The 19708-nt window shown below is 54.4% G+C and carries 18 protein-coding genes; 12 read left to right on the top strand and 6 right to left on the bottom strand.

Annotated elements, in window-relative coordinates; all coding sequences use genetic code 11:
* The first annotated feature begins 391 nt into the window (after window positions 1-391).
* Both ompR and envZ read left to right on the top strand, forming a co-directional pair.
* On the top strand, window positions 392-1111 hold the full coding sequence (gene ompR, locus AAIE03_RS19595; protein ID WP_001157751.1) for an osmolarity response regulator transcription factor OmpR: 720 nt from the start codon (window positions 392-394) through the stop codon (window positions 1109-1111).
* On the top strand, window positions 1108-2472 hold the full coding sequence (gene envZ / locus AAIE03_RS19600; protein ID WP_013027520.1) for a two-component system sensor histidine kinase EnvZ: 1365 nt from the start codon (window positions 1108-1110) through the stop codon (window positions 2470-2472). Before ompR ends, envZ begins: the two co-directional genes overlap by 4 nt.
* A 38-nt stretch (window positions 2473-2510) precedes the next feature.
* Here envZ and pckA read toward each other — a convergent pair whose 3' ends face one another.
* The 5 genes from pckA to AAIE03_RS19625 form a co-directional block, all read right to left on the bottom strand.
* A complete protein-coding gene (pckA, locus tag AAIE03_RS19605) occupies window positions 2511-4130 on the bottom strand; it encodes a phosphoenolpyruvate carboxykinase (ATP) (RefSeq protein ID WP_019106462.1) in 1620 nt (539 codons plus the stop codon).
* Between the two features lie 280 nt (window positions 4131-4410).
* Window positions 4411-5277: an Hsp33 family molecular chaperone HslO gene (gene hslO / locus AAIE03_RS19610; protein WP_013027518.1), complete on the bottom strand. Its 867-nt coding sequence runs from the start codon at window positions 5275-5277 to the stop codon at window positions 4411-4413.
* Window positions 5278-5322: 45 nt separating this feature from the next.
* Window positions 5323-5724: a ribosome-associated heat shock protein Hsp15 gene (gene hslR / locus AAIE03_RS19615; protein WP_024471380.1), complete on the bottom strand. Its 402-nt coding sequence runs from the start codon at window positions 5722-5724 to the stop codon at window positions 5323-5325.
* A complete protein-coding gene (gene yrfG / locus AAIE03_RS19620; RefSeq protein WP_370620537.1) occupies window positions 5721-6386 on the bottom strand; it encodes a GMP/IMP nucleotidase in 666 nt (221 codons plus the stop codon). The genes hslR and yrfG overlap by 4 nt, the downstream gene beginning before the upstream one ends.
* A 56-nt stretch (window positions 6387-6442) precedes the next feature.
* On the bottom strand, window positions 6443-8578 hold the full coding sequence (locus tag AAIE03_RS19625; RefSeq protein WP_013027515.1) for an intracellular growth attenuator family protein: 2136 nt from the start codon (window positions 8576-8578) through the stop codon (window positions 6443-6445).
* A gap of 382 nt (window positions 8579-8960) precedes the next feature.
* On the opposite strand from AAIE03_RS19625, the gene nudE reads away from it, so the two are divergent.
* Entirely contained in the window at window positions 8961-9527 is a 567-nt protein-coding gene (gene nudE / locus AAIE03_RS19630) for an ADP compounds hydrolase NudE (protein ID WP_013027514.1), read from the top strand.
* A gap of 55 nt (window positions 9528-9582) precedes the next feature.
* Here nudE and mrcA read toward each other — a convergent pair whose 3' ends face one another.
* Window positions 9583-12135, bottom strand: coding sequence for a peptidoglycan glycosyltransferase/peptidoglycan DD-transpeptidase MrcA (gene mrcA, locus AAIE03_RS19635; protein ID WP_014604852.1), 2553 nt, complete (start codon window positions 12133-12135; stop codon window positions 9583-9585).
* Window positions 12136-12251: 116 nt separating this feature from the next.
* Here mrcA and pilM point away from each other — a divergent pair, with 116 nt between their 5' ends.
* The 9 genes from pilM (at window position 12252) to dam (ending at window position 19706) form a co-directional block, all read left to right on the top strand.
* Window positions 12252-13055 carry a type IV pilus biogenesis protein PilM gene (pilM, locus tag AAIE03_RS19640; protein ID WP_145032864.1) on the top strand — a complete coding sequence of 268 codons (804 nt, stop codon included), beginning with the start codon at window positions 12252-12254 and terminating at the stop codon, window positions 13053-13055.
* Window positions 13055-13597, top strand: a complete 543-nt coding sequence (locus AAIE03_RS19645; RefSeq protein ID WP_014594783.1) for a PilN domain-containing protein — start codon at window positions 13055-13057, stop codon at window positions 13595-13597. The genes pilM and AAIE03_RS19645 overlap by 1 nt, the downstream gene beginning before the upstream one ends.
* Complete coding sequence (locus AAIE03_RS19650; protein WP_210476314.1) at window positions 13590-14078, top strand: HofO family protein; 489 nt, start codon at window positions 13590-13592, stop codon at window positions 14076-14078. Before AAIE03_RS19645 ends, AAIE03_RS19650 begins: the two co-directional genes overlap by 8 nt.
* On the top strand, window positions 14065-14457 hold the full coding sequence (locus AAIE03_RS19655) for a HofP DNA utilization family protein (RefSeq protein ID WP_014604856.1): 393 nt from the start codon (window positions 14065-14067) through the stop codon (window positions 14455-14457). Before AAIE03_RS19650 ends, AAIE03_RS19655 begins: the two co-directional genes overlap by 14 nt.
* A complete protein-coding gene (gene hofQ, locus AAIE03_RS19660; protein ID WP_072006666.1) occupies window positions 14390-15661 on the top strand; it encodes a DNA uptake porin HofQ in 1272 nt (423 codons plus the stop codon). Before AAIE03_RS19655 ends, hofQ begins: the two co-directional genes overlap by 68 nt.
* Window positions 15662-16024: 363 nt before the next feature.
* Window positions 16025-16546, top strand: a complete 522-nt coding sequence (gene aroK / locus AAIE03_RS19665; RefSeq protein ID WP_013027507.1) for a shikimate kinase AroK — start codon at window positions 16025-16027, stop codon at window positions 16544-16546.
* Between the two features lie 38 nt (window positions 16547-16584).
* Entirely contained in the window at window positions 16585-17673 is a 1089-nt protein-coding gene (gene aroB / locus AAIE03_RS19670; RefSeq protein ID WP_014594780.1) for a 3-dehydroquinate synthase, read from the top strand.
* A 71-nt stretch (window positions 17674-17744) separates the two neighbouring features.
* On the top strand, window positions 17745-18797 hold the full coding sequence (locus AAIE03_RS19675; protein WP_200286763.1) for an SPOR domain-containing protein: 1053 nt from the start codon (window positions 17745-17747) through the stop codon (window positions 18795-18797).
* A gap of 96 nt (window positions 18798-18893) precedes the next feature.
* On the top strand, window positions 18894-19706 hold the full coding sequence (gene dam / locus AAIE03_RS19680) for an adenine-specific DNA-methyltransferase (protein WP_013027504.1): 813 nt from the start codon (window positions 18894-18896) through the stop codon (window positions 19704-19706).
* Window positions 19707-19708: the final 2 nt, after the last annotated feature.

Consider the following 19708-nt stretch of genomic DNA (forward strand, 5'->3'; position numbering starts at 1 on the left):
GAGGTCGCGTATTAACCTGTTTTTTTTCCGAATATTATGCTGTTATCAGTCTAAAAAACCGGACTATACGGGATTCGTCGTCAGATACGAACGTCATTTAAGTCAAATTTTCCGGCAAGCGCTTGAATTTGCAAGTGCTGTGCCACGGTGTGCCGCGTCTAAACCAGTGAATAGCGGAATTTTACCCAATATTTCAGATTTGCCGTATTCTGTTCAACGCCGTGGTCATTACGCAGCTTGCCCGGCCGTCAGACCAAAATTTAAATATAAGCTGCTGTTTAATATGCTTTGTAACAATTTTGACTAGAATATAAACCATTAAACACTGTCACTGTGCCGCATCTTTTTTTAACAATATCGGCTCAGGCAATAGCGCCTTTGGGAGTTAAAAATGCAAGAAAACTACAAGATTCTGGTCGTCGATGACGATATGCGTTTACGTGCACTATTAGAGCGCTATCTTACCGAGCAGGGCTTTCAGGTGCGCAGTGTCGCCAACGCCGAGCAGATGGACCGTCTGTTAACCCGCGAATCCTTCCATTTAATGGTGCTTGATCTGATGCTGCCTGGCGAAGATGGTCTTTCCATTTGCCGCCGCCTGCGCAGTCAGAGCAACCCGATGCCTATCATTATGGTGACCGCCAAGGGCGAAGAAGTGGATCGCATCGTTGGGCTGGAAATCGGTGCTGACGACTATATTCCAAAGCCGTTCAACCCACGTGAGCTGCTGGCGCGTATTCGTGCGGTATTGCGCCGTCAGGCCAATGAACTGCCCGGTGCGCCGTCTCAGGAAGAAGCGGTCATCGCTTTTGGCAAGTTCAAGCTTAACCTGGGCACGCGTGAGATGTTCCGTGAAGACGAACCTATGCCGTTGACCAGCGGTGAATTTGCCGTTCTCAAGGCGCTGGTAAGCCATCCACGTGAGCCGCTGTCGCGCGATAAGCTGATGAATCTGGCCCGTGGTCGGGAGTACAGCGCCATGGAACGTTCTATCGACGTACAGATTTCCCGCCTGCGACGCATGGTGGAAGAAGATCCGGCCCATCCACGCTACATCCAGACCGTTTGGGGCCTGGGCTATGTATTTGTTCCGGACGGCAGTAAAGCATGAGGCGGCTGCGCTTCTCGCCACGAAGTTCATTTGCACGCACCCTGTTGTTGATCGTTACCTTGCTGTTCGTCAGCCTGGTAACGACCTACCTGGTGGTGCTGAACTTTGCCATTCTTCCCAGCCTGCAACAGTTTAATAAAGTCCTCGCCTACGAAGTGCGTATGCTGATGACCGACCGTTTACAACTGGAAGATGGTACGCAGCTGGAAGTGCCGCCCGCTTTTCGTCGCGAAATTTATCGTGAACTGGGTATTTCGCTTTATACCAATGCGGCGGCAGAGGAGAGCGGACTGCGCTGGGCGCAGCACTACAAATTCCTTAGCGATCAGATGGGCCAGCAGCTTGGCGGCCCGACAGACGTTCGCGTCGAGGTCAACAAAAACTCCCCTGTTGTCTGGCTCAAAACCTGGCTATCGCCCGACATTTGGGTACGGGTGCCGTTAACGGAAATTCATCAGGGTGATTTCTCGCCGCTGTTCCGCTATACCCTGGCGATAATGTTGCTGGCGATAGGCGGCGCATGGCTTTTTATCCGCATCCAGAACCGCCCGTTAGTCGATTTAGAACATGCCGCATTACAGGTGGGCAAGGGCATTATTCCCCCACCATTACGTGAATACGGTGCGTCAGAGGTGCGTTCGGTGACGCGCGCGTTTAACCAAATGGCGGCGGGCGTTAAGCAGCTTGCCGATGACCGCACTTTGTTGATGGCGGGCGTCAGCCACGATTTACGCACCCCTTTGACGCGCATCCGGCTCGCGACGGAAATGATGAATGAACAGGATGGCTACCTGGCAGAGTCGATTAACAAAGACATCGAAGAGTGCAATGCCATCATCGAGCAGTTCATCGATTACCTGCGCACCGGGCAGGAGATGCAGACTGAGCTGGCCGATCTTAACAGCGTGCTGGGCGAAGTAGTGGCCGCAGAAAGCGGTTATGAACGTGAAATTGAAAACGCCGTCATGGCAGAAGAGCTCATGCTGGAGATTAATCCCCTTTCGATTAAGCGCGCCCTGGCTAACCTGGTGGTGAACGCGGCGCGTTACGGCAACGGCTGGATCAAAGTCAGCAGCGGACGCGAGCTGCATAGGGCCTGGTTCCAGGTTGAAGATGACGGTCCCGGCATTAAGCCGGATCAGCTGGCGCATCTCTTTCAGCCATTTGTGCGCGGTGACAGCGCACGCAGCACCAGCGGCACGGGCCTTGGGCTGGCGATCGTCCAGCGCATTATTGATGCGCATCAGGGTTCGCTAGAGATCGGTGACAGTGAACGCGGCGGATTACGTATCCGTGCCTGGTTACCCTTAGCGGAAAGCCCGGAGTCGGGCGCCAACAACAGCAACCTTGCACTGAGTTAAACAGCAGCGGCGCGGCCTGTTAAGCCGCGCCGCTGTGATTAACGCTGAGGACCTGCTTTTACCAACGCGGCACCGGCCGCATTATCGGTATATTTTTCAAAGTTAGTGATAAAGCGCTGGGCTAAATCATCTGCCGCCGCGTGCCACTTCTCTTCGCTTTCCCAGGTACGACGTGGGTCGAGCGTTTCGGCATCCAGATCGCCCAACGTTTTTGGCACCTGCAGGTTAAATACCGGCAGCGTTTCCGTTGGCGCATCGTCCAGTTCACCGGCCAGAATGGCGTTGATGATGGCACGGGTATTTTTCAGTGAGATACGCTTGCCACTGCCGTTCCAGCCCGTATTAACCAGATAAGCCTGCGCGCCCGCCGCTTCCATGCGTTTCACCAACACTTCTGCATACTGTGTAGGATGCAGCGTCAGGAAGGCTGCGCCAAAACAGGCTGAGAAGGTTGGCGTTGGCGCCGTTACTCCGCGCTCCGTGCCTGCCAGCTTCGCTGTAAAGCCCGACAGGAAATGATACTGAGTCTGCTCTGGCGTCAGTCTGGAGACGGGCGGCAGCACGCCAAAGGCGTCGGCGGTCAGGAAAATGACTTTCTTCGCATGGCCTGCTTTGGAAACCGGCTGAACAATATTGTCGATATGGTTAATCGGATAGGACACACGGGTGTTTTCGGTTTTGCTGCCGTCAGCAAAATCGATGCTGCCGTCTTCACGTACCACGACGTTTTCCAGTAAGGCGTTACGACGAATGGCGCGATAGATTTCCGGCTCAGCCTGTTCAGAAAGGTTAATCGTTTTCGCGTAACAGCCGCCTTCAAAGTTGAACACGCCGTCATCGTCCCAGCCGTGTTCGTCGTCACCGATTAACTGGCGGTCCGGATCGGTAGAAAGCGTGGTTTTACCCGTGCCGGACAGTCCAAAGAATACCGCGACATCGCCTGCTTTACCCACGTTGGCGGAGCAGTGCATAGAGGCAATGCCCTTCAGCGGCAGCAGATAGTTCATCACCGCGAACAGCCCCTTCTTCATTTCTCCGCCGTACCATGTGCCGCCAATCAGCTGCATACGTTCGGTCAGGTTAAAGGCAACAAAGTTCTCGGAATGCAGCCCTTGTGCCTGCCAGTCAGGGTTGGTGCATTTAGCCCCATTCATCACCACAAAATCGGGCGTGAAGTTATCCAGCTCAGCCGCGCTCGGCTGAATGAACATGTTTTTGACGAAATGCGCCTGCCAGGCAACCTCGGTAACAAAACGCACGCTCAGGCGTGAATCCGGGTTAGCCCCGCAGAAGGCATCAATAACGAACAGACGCTTCCCTGAGAGCTGCCGGGTCACGCATTTTTTCAGCGCCTGCCAGGTTTCCTGGGACAGGGGCTGGTTATCGTTCTTTCCGGTGCCTTGATCGTTCCACCACAGCGTATCGCGCGTGGTGTCATCACGCACAATGTACTTATCCTTGGGCGAGCGCCCGGTAAAAATCCCGGTATCAACGGCGATTGCGCCGCTCTGCGTCAGGGTGCCACGCTCAAAACCTTCGAGCTCCGGACGCATCTCTTCCTGAAATAGCGTAGCGTAATCAGGGTTATGAACCACCTCAGTGGTATCGGTGATGCCCAGGTCGGCAAGGGCTTTCGAGGTCAGGCCGTTAACGCGCATTTTACTGCTCCTTAAATCGGTGTCTGTTCTGTAGGGCAAAGAGAGTTTGGGATCGCGTCCTTAAAATGCCACAGAGTGAGGGGCGGAGACGCGATCGCGCGCAGTTTACGCTACTGTGCCAGGCGAGAAAGGCTTGTTCGTTAAAAATGAGACTTAGGGCGCGTTAAGGATATGTTTCGAACGTTTTTAAGATGTTATGAAAGTAAAAAAAGATAATTTGCTAAGTAAATTAATGGCATAGCAGTGAGGCAGGCAGGGCGGCATAACCGCCCTGGTCCGATCAGTGAAGTCGATTGCTGTTCTCAACGGAGTTGCTGCGGATCCCGGCAATGTCTACCGCATCGAATACGTAATGCGATCCACAATAGTCGCAGTTCATATCGATTTTGCCATCTTCTGCAATGATCTCGTCAACTTCTTCCTGCGGCAGGGTTTTCAGCACCTCGCTACAGCGTTCGCGTGAACATGTGCATTTATAAACAACCGGCTGCGGATCGTAAACGGTCACCTCTTCCTGGTGATAAAGCCGCCACAGGACATCGGTTGCAGGCAAATCAATCAGCTCTTCGGTTTTAATGGTTTCTGTCAGCGTCGCCAGATGCTCAAAGTCATCTTTACTCGTGTCCTGAGCCGGTAGGACCTGCAGCAGAATCCCGGCTGCGCCTGCGTCGCTGGTGCGGATAAACAGTCGGGTCGGCAATTGCTCGGAGCGCATAAAGTAGTCTTCCAGACAGTCGCTCAGCGTGTCACCTTCCAGTCCTACCACGCCCTGATAACGCTCGCCCTTTTCAGGCGTGATGGTGATAACCAGATAGCCGTTACCCACCATGCTTTTGAGCGTGCTGTCGTCAGGAATGTCACCTTTCATGCGGGCGATGCCACGTAACTCCTGCTGATTATTACCATTGATCACGGCTAAGGTCAGGGGGCCATCGCCTTGAAGCTGCACGGTAATTTCACCGTCAAATTTAAGCGTGGCAGTCAGCAAGCTGGTTGCCACAAGTAACTCCCCCAGCAGCGTTTGTACGGCTGGCGGGTAGTCGTGATTTTTAAGGATAGCGTGCCAGGTGTTTGAAACATTAACCAGTTCGCCGCGGACGGCAGCATTTTCAAACAAATAGCGGCGCAGTTGATCTTGTACAGACATAGTTTTTCTCTCTTTTGGCGGACGATAACCGGCTCAGTAGCCGGTTTACTCATCGCCCGATAACTTAAACTTCATCAAATCGCGGCGTTCTTTCTTATCGGGCCGGCGATCGGGATGGGGCATGGTCAGCGCATTCATCTTGCGTGCCAGAGCCACTTTTTCACGTTTTTCAATACTGGCTTCGGTTTCGCGGTAAAGCAGCTGTGCTTCACTGGCGGGGCGCCGCTGCTCGCTGATTTCGGCAATGACGACCGTTCGCTCCTCATTGCCCTGACGCAGGGTTAACTCAGCATCCCGTTCAACCAGTTTACTGGGTTTACTCCGCTGACCATTGTAATGAACCTTGCCACCTTCAATCATTTCGCGCGCAATCGAGCGGGTTTTGTAGAACCGTGCCGCCCAAAGCCATTTATCAAGACGAACGCCTTCGCCGGGTTTCTCTTTCATTGCTGCTCCCAGAACGGAATCAGTGTGCGGTAGTCGCTGATCGCACAGTGACGCTGAAAGTGTTGTTCAGGACGGCCAGAGTCAGGATTACTGACGCCCAGGCACCAGCCGATTCCCCATGATTTGGCGGCATCGAGGATGATTTCGCTGTCATCGATGAACAATGTCCGCGATGCATCAAAGCCAGTGTGCTGCTCAACTGCCTGCCACAAACGCTGATCTTCTTTCGGATAGCCAAAGGTATGGGTGGAAAGCAATAAATCAAGGTGTGGTGCTAAAGCTGTCTGTTTGAGTTTCACATCCAGATTCCAGGGATGCGCATTGGTCAGCAGGATGGTGCGCTTACCCGCGCGACGCAGTGCCTGTAGAAAAGGCAGCGTATCCGCGCGGATACTGACCCGGTGACGTTGTTCCCAGGTCATGGCATGAATGTCCAACTGCAACGCCTGTGACCAGTAATCCAGACAATACCAGTTTAGCGTATGCGCTACGGCCTGATATTTTTCTTCAATAATCAGCCGGGCCTGAGCAGCAGGGATGCCGCGTTGGGTGCTCAGGATGTCAGGGACATGCTCCAGCCAGAAAAAGCGGTCAAACGCCAAATCAAGCAGCGTGCCGTCCATATCGAGCAGCACGGTGTCAATGTCGGACCCGTTGAACATCATGGCAATTCACCCGTTGCTTGTCAGCGCAACAGGGTAGCACAGTTGCAGGTGGCTCAGAATATGGAGCGCACGCCCTGTATAGTGTTAAGCGAGGGATTAAAGCACTTATCGTAATACTGCTGGATAGCAAGCATTCGCTGGCGGTTAAGATGGATGCGCCGCAGTGCCAGCAGACCGTTGGTAATGGCGCAGGTCAGCAACACGATAAGCAACAGTGCGGCGCCCAGATAGCGCCATTTTGCCATGGCGTCAGGCTCATTGTGCAGGGCGATATGACGCGTGCCGTTGGCATCGGTATAAATGCCGGTAATGATGCCTGTAGCGCTAAACGGTGTGTGCAGCAACAAGGAGGACAGACGCTGCAACTCTTGCCACTGCGAACCCGCATCCAGATCAAACAGAGGAACGGCAGGCTGAGGCTGATTGACGAGCTGATGCCCTTCATCACTGGCGATAACAAACCCGCCTGGCGGTGGGCTGTTCAGGTTTTCTGCGGCGCGGCGCGTTTCGCGGAAGAAGAAGGTAGAGGTTGCCGTGTGCACCAGGTTTTCCAGCGCCTCCGCACTGACCGGACGCAACAGGACATTCATCCCGTTTAGCTGGCCAGAATCGGCACGGCTGACTAAGGTGTCCCAGTCTTTGGCATTCCCCAGATTGACCAGCGCATTTTTGAGTCGCATACAGTCCTGTGCCTGATTGCAAAGCGCCTGCGTTTTTAACACGAGGTCCGAAAAGTCATCCAGCAGAATCATGCCTGATTTCTGAATCGCCGACGCTAACTGTGGGTTCAGTTTGGGATCGGTGTTCGTTTCAGGATGGAGCTGCCTGGTGGTGGTGTCCAGCAACGCCGAGGCTTTCTCAATAATATCTGAGTGGGGCAGCGGCAGCGGTGTGGCGTTATTCCAGTAAATTTGCGAGCAATCGAACGGCATATAAGTATAGGTGCGGTTGCTTTGGTAGTTGTCCGGTACCGCACACATACCGGTTCCGGTGACCTTAAGGCTGTCGCCTACTTTAAGATCTTCACGACTCAGCTGGTTTACGCTATTCACATCCAGGCTCTCCGTCCCTTTAGCCCATGCCAGACTGAGTTTGATGGGCATACTGAGGGGGATCCAGGTGATCAACAAAGCCAGAACAATCAGCGAGCCAACGGCAAGAACAACATTTTTCCGCCAGCGCTGTAGCGGAAAATTCCTTACCTCGTCCTGAAGGGAAAGGAAGCGCCCCTGGCGTACTACCTGACGGTTCAGATAAATATCGACATCCGTTACCTGACCAAGATCGTGCGCGACGTAAGGCTGCCAGTGTGCAGGATAAGCCAGATCGATGATCCCCAGCGTAATGTTGCTCTGCTCCTGATTTGACTCCCCAAACAGGCCCCAGCGCTTAGGGGCCCCGCGCAGGCAGTGAATTTCGCGCAGGCCATTTTCACCCGGTACGCGATACATCAGCCACAGGCTGGCGACAATCATCATGCCAGCAAGGACGGACAGCCAGATCATCAGGCTCGCGGGCAGCAGCAAACCAATAAAAAACAGCAGCAGGGCAAATGAGATAATTACGGCTTCGCGCGTGCCATCGGGACGAGACAGTCGGTATTCTTCCAGCGTTTCTTTGCGTACTCGTACCAGCTCGACGTTTTCACTTTCGGCTTTACGGATCGAGGCGTTGGTGGAGGACGGACGTATCAGATTGGGTAGCGACTGCTGATCGATAGCGTAATCCACCAAAGAATGCCCGTTCAAAGAGATGATCAAGGGGATCGACTGGGTGCGGATTAACTCAACGTAGTTTTCGTCCGTAATATACTGTTCCCACAGCGGCGGCAAATGCACTTCGACTTCATCGAGGTAGTAGCGCCACTTATGCGGATCGTCCGTGGAAAGGCCATAACGGGTTATCGCCCGCGTAACAGGGTAAACGTTATTGCTTTGTGCCGTGAGCACCAGTTTTTCATGACGACGACGGGTTTCACCCGGGCTGAGGATACGGGGCTGTTTTTCCAGTGCGGCAAGGTATTGTTCAACCGCCTTGCGCTCCCGCTCAGAAAGTTTACGGCAGGGCGGACTAATGAATGGCAGCGGTTTCGCCAACGGCGGCCTGCGCCGCATAGCGTACCAAAATCCAATACCTGCCAGAATTGAACAGGTTAGCACTACGGCCAATATAATAATTATTGTGCTCATGCTTTGCTCAATTCAGCCAAAATACTGCCTTCACTTTAAACTTATTATCCCCAGATGCGCCGGATAGTTAAGACGACTTATGGGAGGTTAAACAACGCTGACAAGTTTAACAATAAACGAAATAGTAATGTAAATCATTTAATTAGGCGTTATTACATCACACATTGCCAGAATAGTAACCACAGTGCACAGGTTATTGTATCGGCATTGTCTGAATTTTGACGTGAGATATTGACTAACACAAATTTTTTGTACCTGAGAAACCAATGTTATCGTAGAAAAACAACATACGCTTCGCGTGCGCCTTGAGAGTCGCACAATGGCGGAGGGTTAGGTATGCTAATTCGTTCCTGAGTGCTGGCGCAGCAAGTTTGAGGCTGATATGAGAAAGTCGTTAAAAAAACCGGACATCCTCAATGTAGAAACCGTGGCGAAGTCACGATTGTTTACTGTTGAAGCGGTAGATCTGGCCTTTAGTAATGGCGCACGGCGTATCTACGAGCGCATGAAGCCCTCGGAACGTGAAGCGGTGATGATCGTGCCGATTATTGACGATCACCTGGTGCTGATTGAAGAGTACGCGGTGGGCCTGGAGAGCTACGAACTGGGCTTTCCAAAAGGCTTAATTGATCCGGGTGAAACCGTAAATCAGGCTGCCGATCGGGAACTTAAAGAAGAAGCGGGATTTGGTGCGGGTCAACTGACCACCCTGGGCAAACTGACCCTGGCGCCGTCCTACTTTTCCAGCAAGATGAATATTGTGGTGGCTGAAGGGCTTTATCAGGAGAAGCTGGAAGGCGATGAGCCTGAACCGCTGGTCGTCCATCACTGGCCGTTGAGCAATCTGCTGGCTTTGCTGCAGGAGCCTGATTTTCGCGAGGCACGTAACGTCAGCGCATTGTTTATGGTGCGTGAGTGGCTGGTGAAGCAGGGACGTATCAGTTATTGATGGGCCGTAAAAGCGGTTTTCGGTGAGCAGGGGCGACTTGCGCCGCCCCTGAAGATTAAAACAGTTCGTGGCTCTCGCCATTATCCATGATGGTTGTCCCTGCATCATGTACCGAATACTCGGTTGGCTGAGTACCATTGATAAAGTATTCCTGGCGCGTATTGCCCCCGCCGTTGGCCAGTTTGCCGGTGCTGCGATCGATAGTAACCGTCACAATCCCCTCTGGTGGCGTCAGCGGCTGCACAGGAACGCCCTCCAGGGCAACCTTCATGAAGTCATCCCAGGCAGGCTGTGCACTCTTCGCGCCGCCCTCGTAACCCGAGATCTGATCGGGAATGGCGCCGGAAAGCGTACTGCGGCCCAGATCGCGGCGCGCATCGTCAAAACCAATCCACACCGAGGTCACCACGCCAGGCCCGTACCCCGAGAACCAGGCATCTTTGGAACTGTTGGTTGTCCCCGTTTTACCACCAATGTCATTACGTTTCAGGTCGCGGCCGGCACGCCAGCCTGTTCCCATCCAGCCCGGTTCGCCAAAAATGTTACTGTTCAGCGCGCTCTTAATCAGGAATGACAGCGGTGTATTAATCACATGTGGCGCATACAGCTGTTCGCCACCTGACTGTGGCTGTGCAGGTACCTGCTCCAGCTCAGGCTGCGGCACCGTCTGGTTTTGCTGCTGAGCGGAAGGCGCAACGTTCTCAACGCTTTCGGCGTTCAGCGCCAACGCTTTTTTGGTTTCACCGTAAATCACGGGCAGGTTGCACTGTGGACAGGCAATTCTCGGTTTTTCTTCGAAAACGGTTTGTCCCTGCTCATTTTCAATCTTGCTGATGAAGTAAGGATCAATCAGGAAACCGCCATTCGCCATAACCGAGTAGCCGCGCACGACCTGCAGAGGCGTAAACGAGGCTGCACCAAGGGCCAGCGATTCGGTATGCACAATATTCTGAGCCGGGAAGCCAAAGCGCTGTAGGTACTCTGCAGCATAGTCCACGCCCATCGCACGCATCGCACGCACCATCACCACGTTTTTCGACTGGCCAAGGCCCTGACGCAGACGAATCGGACCATCGTAGGTCGGCGGGGAGTTCTTCGGACGCCAGTCAGCCCCGGCACCCGCATCCCAGCGGGAAATAGGAACGTCATTAAGAATGGATGCCAGGGTTAATCCCCGATCCATCGCGGCCGTGTAGAGGAACGGTTTGATGTTCGAACCGACCTGGCGCAGGGCCTGGGTGGCGCGGTTAAACATGCTTTGGTTAAAGTCAAAACCGCCCACCAGTGCACGCACGGCACCGTTGGCAGGATCCAGCGAAACCAGTGCCGAGTTAACATCCGGCACCTGGCCCAGCCACCATGTCTCACCGACCTGGCGCACCCAAACCTGCTGGCCCGGCTGCAGAACCTGAGTAATGCTCTTAGGGGTTGGCCCCTGCGCCGTGTCCGACTTAAAGGCACGCGCCCAGCGCACGCCTGCCATGGTCAGCGAGACGTTGCTGCCATCTTTCATCATAACGGTGGCTTCATCGCTCTGGACATGTGTGACCACGGCCGGGTGAAGCGGGCCGTATAACGGCAGGTCTTTTAACGCCTTAACAATTTGCGCCTGTCCCCACGCGGGCTCGCCAACTTTCCACAGCACGCTGGTAGGGCCGCGGTAGCCGTGGCGCATATCGTAGGCCATCACGTTATTCCGAACGGCCTCCTGCGCGGACTGCTGCAGACGACGTGTGACGGTGGTATAAACCTTGTAGCCATCGGTATAGGCGTTGTTGCCATAACGTTTTACCATCTCCTGACGCACCATCTCACTCAGATAAGGCGCAGCGAAGACGATTTTAGGCCCATGATAAGTGGACACTAAAGGCGTATTACGTGCTTCATCGTACTGTTGCTGGGTGATGTAGTGCTGATCCAGCATGCGGGCAAGGACGACGTTGCGGCGTGCTACCGCACGGCTGTGCGAATAAAGCGGGTTAAACGTCGAAGGCGCTTTAGGCAGGCCTGCGATGGTCGCCATTTCACTTAATGACAGCTCATTGACAGGCTTACCAAAATAAACCTGTGAGGCTGCGCCCACGCCGTAAGCCCGATAGCCGAGATAGATTTTATTCAGATACAGCTCAAGAATTTCGTCTTTATTCAGCAACTGCTCGATGCGAATCGCCAGGAAGGCTTCCTTTATCTTACGCATCAGGGAGCGTTCCGGACTCAGGAAAAAGTTACGCGCCAGCTGCTGGGTAATCGTACTGGCACCCTGAGAGGCATGACCTGACACCAGCGCAACGCTGGCAGCACGAAAAATCCCGATGGGATCCACACCGTGATGCTCATAGAAGCGGCTGTCTTCCGTGGCAATGAACGCTTTGACCATTTCAGGCGGAACCTGTTGCAGGCTAAGCGGTATACGGCGCATTTCACCGTACTGAGCGATAAGATCGCCCTCAGCGCTGTAAACCTGCATAGGGGTTTGCAAACGCACATCTTTCAGCGTGTTAACGTCGGGCAGCTGTGGCTCAATGTATTTGTACAAACCATAAATCGAGCCAGCTCCCAGCAAGATGCAACACACTGCAAGGATCAATAAATACTTTACGAACTTCACCTGAGATTTCCCATCTGTTGTCGTTTGGGCAGTTTATAAGCAACCGCGCAGTAGTATAAAGGCAAGCCAGACGCTTTGATATGTCCATTTTTCTGGACGATAAGGAGATCGCGCGCATGACTTTGCACACCTGGCAAATTGGGCTGGATATCCAGAACAGGCAGTGCTGCGCCATTGCCATCCTGCGTCGCCGCCAGGGCTGGCAGTTATGCCACTGGTGGCAGCAGCGGCTGGCGCAAGATACGTTAAGAAACGGCGTGCTGCAATCTTCCCCTGAATTGCTGACCGTGTTAACCCGCTGGCGCAAGCGCTTGCCTCTGCGCTACTCACTGCGTGTGGGCCTGCCTGCCCAGCTGGTATTGCAGCAGCCGCTTTCCCTTCCCGAACTGCCGTTAAAAGAACCCGCATTAAGCCGTTTCATCCAGGCGGCGGCCCAACGCCTTTTTCCCGTTGACGTGCGCGAACTGGCGCTGGATTACCGTCTCGATCCCACCCATAACCAGCTGTGTATTACGGCAGCCCGGCTTGATGTGGTGCAACAGTGGCTGGCCCCGCTGACGCAGGCAGGACTCAAGCCCCGCGTGTTTGAACTGGCTACGCATGCGCTAAAAATGGTGACTGAGCAGGCGCAATTAGCAGCGGGAAGTGTAGTGGTTTTACGACAGGATGCACGTTACCTGTGGAGTGACGGCATCAGTGCAGCATCTTTGGCTGAAGTGGACGGGTTATCGGCTCTGCGTGAGCAGGCCTTTCCGCAGGCAAGCCACCTGTTTTATTGCGATGCCGACAACCTCTCGTCTCCTGAGGGTACGCGTCCTTTTTCACCCTTCCAGCCACTTCGCTATCAGCCGCCTTTACCTGACAATCCCGGTGCGTTCGCGCTGGCAACCGGGCTGGCGCTGCGAAAGGAGGATCGCTGATGGTGGCGGTTAATCTTTTACCCTGGCGGGCGTGGCGCTGGCAGCGTCAACGGTGCCAGAGCATTATCGCGCTGGGCCTGACATTACTGCTCTTAACGCTGGCGGTGCTCCTGTTGTACTGGCAGGAACATCAGGCTCTCATTCATGTCCGGCGGCAGCATGCTCAACTCAGTCCTGTTCTTGAGCGCCTTGTTGCGCGAGCAGAGCAGCAAAAACATCTGCTGCAACAGCTGGACGGGTTGCAGCAACAGCGTATCTGGCTTCGTCAGCAGTCCAGGCAATTCAGCGTCTGGCAGCAGCTTTGGCAGGACCTGCCGGTCATGCTGCCCGATGGGCTGTGGTTAACGCGGCTGGAAAAGCACGATGCGCAGTTGCTGCTGGAGGGCAGGGCACTGCAAATGCAGGCTATCCGCCATTTTCGTCAGCGCTTAACGGGCGTGGCTTTTTTTGCACATATTCGGCAGGGCAATGTGCAGCGCCAGCCAGAAGGGGATTACCACTTCACGCTGCGCATTACACTCAAGGAGGAAGTCAGTGAGTAACGCTATGCAGCACTGGTTACAGTTAACCTGGCCGCTTCGCTATCTCAGCCTGCTGGCGGCAGCCTTTGGGCTGTTCTTTGTTGCCTGGTGGATGCTGTTGCAGCCGCAGCGGCGGGTAACGCACGAAGCCCGGTTTCAGTTGGCGCAGCAGCAGCAGCGGGTGCAACAGCGGCAGTTTCAGCTGGCTCAGCATCCTGACATTGCGACATTACAGGCTCAGTTGGTGCTGGAAACGGCAAGACAACCTGCAGCGCCACGCATGCTGGAGGCCATCATCGCGGAGCGGGGGACGCAGTTAATGCAGTGGCTTACTGATGAAGAGCCGCGGGTGCTGACGTTCCACCTGCAATGGGTGCAGTTTCAACCGCTGTTTTCAGCGTTGTCGCAATCAGCGACGGCATTTCCGGGGCGTTTTCAACTCACCGCACATCCGGCGCATCTGGTCGCGCAACTCTGGCTGCAATCCGATGAAGCCCGTTAGCGTCATCCTGGTATTGCTCTGCTGCGGCGCCGTTCATGCGCGCGATCCTTTTCGTCCTCTTCCCGGTACGGCTTGTCTGGCAGACGTTGAGCCGCTCAGCGAATGGCGCTTACAGGGCATTGTGGGTCGTGCGCCGAGGTTTCAGGGCTGGCTGGTGACGCCGCAGGGTCATGGCGTGAAAGTTCTCAGCGATCGCCCTTTCCCGATGGGGCCGTGGCAAACCGTGCAGTTCACGTCGCGTACCCTTGAGCTGTCAGTACCGGGCAGTTGTTCATCTCAACGTTTCACCTTTCGTCTCAAAGGAAGCCTGCATGATAAGGACAGCGATTCTGACGTGGCTGGTGCTATGCCTGATGCCCGCTCACGCCAGCCACGATGACGGCTTAAGCCTGGCATTTGATGATGCACCTGTTGAACGTGTTTTGCAGGCGCTGGCTGATTATCAGCACATTAACCTGATGATTTCGCCTGAGGTTGAGGGAAGACTGTCATTGCGGCTGGAGAATGTACCCTGGCAACAGGCGCTGTCGCTGGTCGGCCGTATGGCTCGCCTGACCTTACTGGAAGAGGAGAACGTTCTGCTGGTTTATCCTGAGAGCTGGCAGCAGCAACGGCATGAGGCCGAAAAGGCACAACAGGCCGAAGCTTTACAGCAACAGCCGCTCCAACAACGCAGGATCCCCCTGCACTATGCCAGTGCCAGCGACGTCCATCGCAGCCTGCAGAGTGAACGGCCATCGCTGATGACCGCGCGCGGCAGTGCAACGGTTGACAGCCGGACCAACAGCCTACTGCTGCGCGACAGCCCGTCGGCGCTTGAGGAGACTGCGCGCTGGATACGTGCACTGGATGTCCCGCTGGAGCAGGTGGAACTGGCGGCGCATATCGTCACCATCAGCGAAGAGCACTTGCATGAACTGGGCGTCAACTGGCGGCTGTATAACGAAGGCGACGTCATAAATCGTGCATTACGTCATCCTTTACTTGATATTCCATTGGGGCTGAATTCCCACGACGTGTCTGTGGGCGTCACGCTGTCGCGGATTGGCGGCAAACTTCTGGATTTAGAACTCAGCGCTCTGGAGCAGGAAAATCAGGTGGAAATTATCGCCAGCCCGCGCTTGTTTACCTCCCACCAACAAACGGCATCCATTAAGCAAGGCACTGAAATCCCTTATGAAGTCTCTGCCGGCAATAGCGGAGCGACCAGCATTGAGTTCAAAGAGGCGGTGCTGGGCATGGAGGTCACGCCTGCCGTTTTAGGCAATGGCCGCATTCAGCTCAAAATACGCATCAGTCAGAACGTGCCGGGTCGGGCGGTTCAGACCGGCGATTCACAGGTTTTGTCCATTGATAAGCAGGAAATTGAAACTCAGGTCACGGTCAGTGACGGGCAAACGCTGGCGCTGGGGGGAATTTTTCATCAGCAGCGCACTCGCGGGCAGCGCCAGGTTCCGCTGCTCGGTAATCTTCCTGTTGTGGGCAGCCTGTTTCGGCAGCATGCAGAAGAGCAGAGAAAACGTGAGCTGGTCATTTTCATGACGCCGCGATTGGTCAGGGAAGCAGCGCTTTCGGCACGATAAAACGGAAAATGTGCCCATAAAGTCCAACTGCGTTGACGCAGGGCTGGAATTAGCTTACAAGGTTTAGCGATTTTTAACACGTTGTAAGCGTCTTTGTTGGAAAAACCAGGCAAGCAGATGAAAGAATTCCTCTGCTCGCCGTGATGTCACAACGCTGTACTGACGCATTACAGTTTCGCGAACGACGGGCCAATTCAGAAATGGATGTGCTGTAAGCAATATAATCGGTTGCCAAACAGCCTTGAGTGTTGAGATAATTTTTCGTCTGACTCTTGCTAACGCTCATGAGGTCTCAGTTCCTGTCCCGCCAGCAAAATGCTGAAAGCGGGGTATCATTAACGAATTCTTAGTAATACCGACAAAATGGCAGAGAAACGCAATATCTTTCTGGTTGGGCCGATGGGTGCCGGCAAAAGCACTATTGGCCGTCAGTTGGCTCAGCAACTCAATATGGAGTTCTTCGATTCCGATCAGGAAATTGAGCGACGCACCGGAGCGGATGTGGGCTGGGTTTTTGACGTTGAAGGCGAAGCTGGCTTCCGCGATCGTGAAGAAAAAATCATCAATGAACTGACCGAGAAGCAGGGCATCGTCCTGGCGACCGGCGGTGGCTCCGTAAAATCCCGGGAAACACGTAATCGTCTCTCCGCTCGCGGCGTCGTGGTGTATCTTGAAACCACTATTGAGAAACAACTGGCACGTACACAGCGTGATAAAAAACGCCCCTTACTGCAGGTAGAATCACCGCCGCGTGAAGTGCTTGAAGCGCTGGCAGGTGAACGTAACCCGCTTTATGAAGAGATCGCCGACGTCACTATCCGCACTGACGATCAAAGTGCAAAAGTGGTGGCGAATCAGATTATCCACATGTTGGAAAAAAGTTGATCCAACGTTTGAAGTCTCTTTGACAGGTATCGAGCATCATGGAGAAGATCACCGTTTCACTGGGGGAACGTAGTTACCCCATCACTATCGCCGCCGGACTGTTTAACGATCCGGCTTCTTTTTGGCCGTTAAAAGCGGGTGACAATGCCATGCTGGTGACCAACCAGACGCTGGCACCGCTCTACCTGGATAAGGTATCGGCTCTGCTGAAGGCGGCGGGGGTGAAAACGGATCAGGTGATTTTGCCCGACGGTGAGCAGTATAAAACGCTGACCGTGATGGATCAGGTCTTTACCGCACTACTGCAAAAACCCCACGGCCGTGATACTACGCTGGTGGCGCTTGGCGGTGGTGTCATTGGCGATCTTACGGGGTTTGCTGCGGCAAGCTATCAGCGCGGCGTGCGCTTTATTCAAGTACCGACAACGCTGCTGTCGCAGGTTGACTCATCGGTTGGCGGCAAAACGGCCGTTAACCATCCTCTTGGCAAAAACATGATCGGCGCGTTTTATCAGCCCGCCTCGGTGGTGATCGATACGGTGTGTCTTCGTTCACTGCCGCCACGTGAACTGGCTTCCGGTCTGGCTGAAGTCATCAAGTATGGCATTATCCTGGACGGTGAATTCTTTCAGTGGCTTGAGCAGAATCTTGATGGGCTTCTGGCACTGGATGAATCTGCACTGGCCTGGTGTATTCGCCGCTGCTGCGAGTTGAAGGCGGAGGTCGTTGCCGCAGATGAGCACGAGCACGGTCAGCGCGCATTACTGAATCTGGGTCATACTTTTGGTCATGCCATTGAGGCCCATATGGGCTACGGCAACTGGTTACATGGTGAGGCGATTGCTGCCGGGATGGTCATGGCGGCGCGCACGGCGCAACGTCTGGGCCAGTTCAGCGCACAGGACACCGATCGCATCATTGCTTTACTGCAGCGGGCCGGTTTACCGGTGAACGGGCCAGTAGAGATGCAGGCAGAGGACTATTTGCCGCATATGATGCGTGACAAAAAAGTGCTGGCCGGTGAATTGCGTCTGATACTGCCGCTGTCCATTGGTCGCGCTGAAGTGCGCGGTGGCGTGGCTCATGATATGGTGATGGCTGCAATTAATGATTGCCAGAAATCTTGATATTAAGCAGGTAAGTGGTGACGCGGCGCGCAGGTGCGCAGTGCGGGATGCCGCTTTACGGAGGAGGCAAAATGGATGAGTTCAAACCGGATGATGAGTTAAAACCTGACGCCAGCGACCGTCGTCCCTCGCGCCCACGTAAATCGTCTTCTGCGACGAAAGCACCGGTATCGCGCCAGCATGTCATGATGGGCGTCGGGATTCTGGTGTTACTGCTGTTAGTGCTGGGAATCGGTTCTGCGCTCAACGGTTCTGACGACAGTAAGTCCTCTTCGGCCAGCGATAATAAGAACGCGCCTGCCAGCGGAGCCGCGGGAACGGGCAGCGAAAAAAATATTGATCTGAGTGGATCTACCGCCATGAGCGGTGGACAAAATGCCGCAGGGACTCAGCCGTCCTCTTCGACAGCGCAGAATGCGCCGGGTACGGATTCTTCTGCCGGAGCGACAAATGCGCCACGCGATATTTCTATGCCGCCGGTGGCTTCGACGCCGACGCAGGCAGCGCCCGTTGAAACCCCAGCAAATCAGCAGCGCGTAACGTTACCCGGCGATCTCAACAACGCCCTGACCAATCAACAGCAGCAGGTTGATGGCGCGGTGCAGGGAGCAGAAAACAGCAGCTCACTGCCTACGGCGCCTGCCACGGTTAGCGGCAAAGCCGGTTCAGCGCCAGCAACAACAGGCCGGGCGCCTTCAGGTCAGACCGCAGTCGCCCCACGTCACATGCGTGAGCAACCGGTCAAAACCGCGACTAAGCCCGCAGCCAGCGAGCACAAAACCCACACCACGCCAGCGCACACTGCCGCGCATACTGCGCCAGCTAAAGCCACTGGCAGCGGCACAGCGGCGAGTAAATCGCTGCCTGGCGGCAATTACACTCTGCAGCTGAGCGGTGCCTCCAAAGCAGAAAGCCTGAATGCATGGGCCAGGAAACAGAATCTGAGCGCGTACCATGTGTATAAGACGACGCGCAATGGCCAACCCTGGTACGTGCTGGTGAGTGGTGCGTATGCAACGCCCGCGGACGCAAAACGCGCTGTAGCAACCTTGCCTGCCGCCGTCCGCGCACAGAACCCATGGGTAAAACCGGTCAGTCAGGTCAGGAAAGAAGCCAGCCAATAAATGATGTGGGACCGGCCGTTGCCGGTCCCGTTTTAAGCGCAGATCTGCTGTCGGTTTAACCACAGCCTCACAATAAGATGTAATTACCACGACAGCATGAAAAAAAATCGCGCTTTTTTGAAATGGGCGGGGGGAAAGTTTCCCTTAGTCGAAGAGATCCACCGTTACCTGCCGCAAGGTGATTGCCTGATCGAACCCTTTGTTGGCGCTGGCTCAGTGTTTCTCAACACCGATTTTGATCGCTATCATCTGGCCGATATCAACAACGATCTCATCAATCTCTATAACATCGTGAAAACGCGTACGGCAGATTTTATCCGCGATGCGCGTTTACTCTTTACGCCTGAAGGGAATAACGAAGCCTGCTATTACCAGCTCCGCACTGAATTTAATCTCAGCCAGGACGCTTATCAGCGTGCGCTGCTATTTCTCTATCTTAATCGCCATTGTTACAACGGCCTGTGTCGCTACAATTTACGCGGCGAGTTCAACGTCCCTTTTGGTCGCTACCGCAAACCATACTTTCCGGAAGCAGAGTTACTGTGGTTTGCCGAACGTGCGCAGAAAGCAACGTTTGTCTGTGAATCATACGATGTTACCCTGAACAATGCCCGGAAAGGCTCTGTGGTATATTGTGATCCGCCGTACGCGCCACTGTCCGCGACGGCTAACTTTACGGCTTACCACACCAATAGTTTCAGTCTGCATGAACAGCAGCATCTGGCACAGCTGGCGGCTAAGCTGGCGTCTGAGAGCCAGATTCCGGTACTGATTTCTAATCATGATACTGAGCTGACGCGTTGCTGGTATCAGGATGCCGTGTTACATGTGGTTAAAGTCCGGCGTTCTATTAGCCGAAGCATAACCGGCCGCACCAAGGTCGACGAACTGCTGGCACTCTATCGCTAGTC

The organism is Pantoea sp. Ae19-2, assembly GCF_059801205.1.